The sequence below is a fragment of the Ralstonia sp. VS2407 genome (genome assembly GCF_052950655.1).
The window spans coordinates 1-508 of record NZ_JBRFVG010000163.1 but is presented as its reverse complement, the minus strand read 5'-3'; the positions used below and the strand labels follow the sequence as shown (position 1 = coordinate 508).

1 protein-coding gene and 1 pseudogene are annotated in these 508 nt (G+C 72.0%); both read left to right on the top strand.

Translation table 11 applies throughout. The features are described 5' to 3' along the window. Nucleotides 1-264: UDP-2,3-diacylglucosamine diphosphatase (locus ACU8YE_RS24415; RefSeq protein ID WP_446929967.1), on the top strand; the 264-nt coding region annotated here is incomplete at its 5' end. 10 nt (nucleotides 265-274) lie between these two features. After that, nucleotides 275-508 (top strand): annotated as a pseudogene (locus ACU8YE_RS24410) (glycosyltransferase family 1 protein); the annotation flags it as partial.

Genomic DNA, 508 nt, shown 5'->3' with positions numbered 1-508 from the left:
ATCGGCCGGTTCGAGACGATCCTGGCCGAGGAGGCTCGCCGCCAGGGTGCCGACGGGGTGATCTGCGGCCACATCCATCACGCGGCCGACCGGCCGATCGGCGAGCTGCGCTATCTCAACACCGGCGACTGGGTGGAATCCTGCACCGGCCTGGTGGAGCATTACGACGGCCGCATCGAGGTGCTGCACTATCCGAGCATCCTGCGCGCCCGCACCGCCGAGGCCGTGCCGCAGGTGCTGCCGGGCCGGCGCGCGGTGGCGTGAGGGCGCAGGCGTGAAGCTCCTGATCGCCAGCGACGCGTGGCATCCGCAGGTTAACGGCGTGGTGCGCTCCCTGGAGCAGATGGTCCGCCGCGCCTCCGAGCACGGCTTCGCAACGGCGCTGCTCACCGTGGCCGATTTCCGCTCGCTGCCCCTGCCGGGTTACCCCGAGATCCGGTTGGCCTATGCGGGCCGGGAGCGGGTGGCGGCGCGCTGGCGGGCGGAGCGGCCGAGCCATGTCCACATC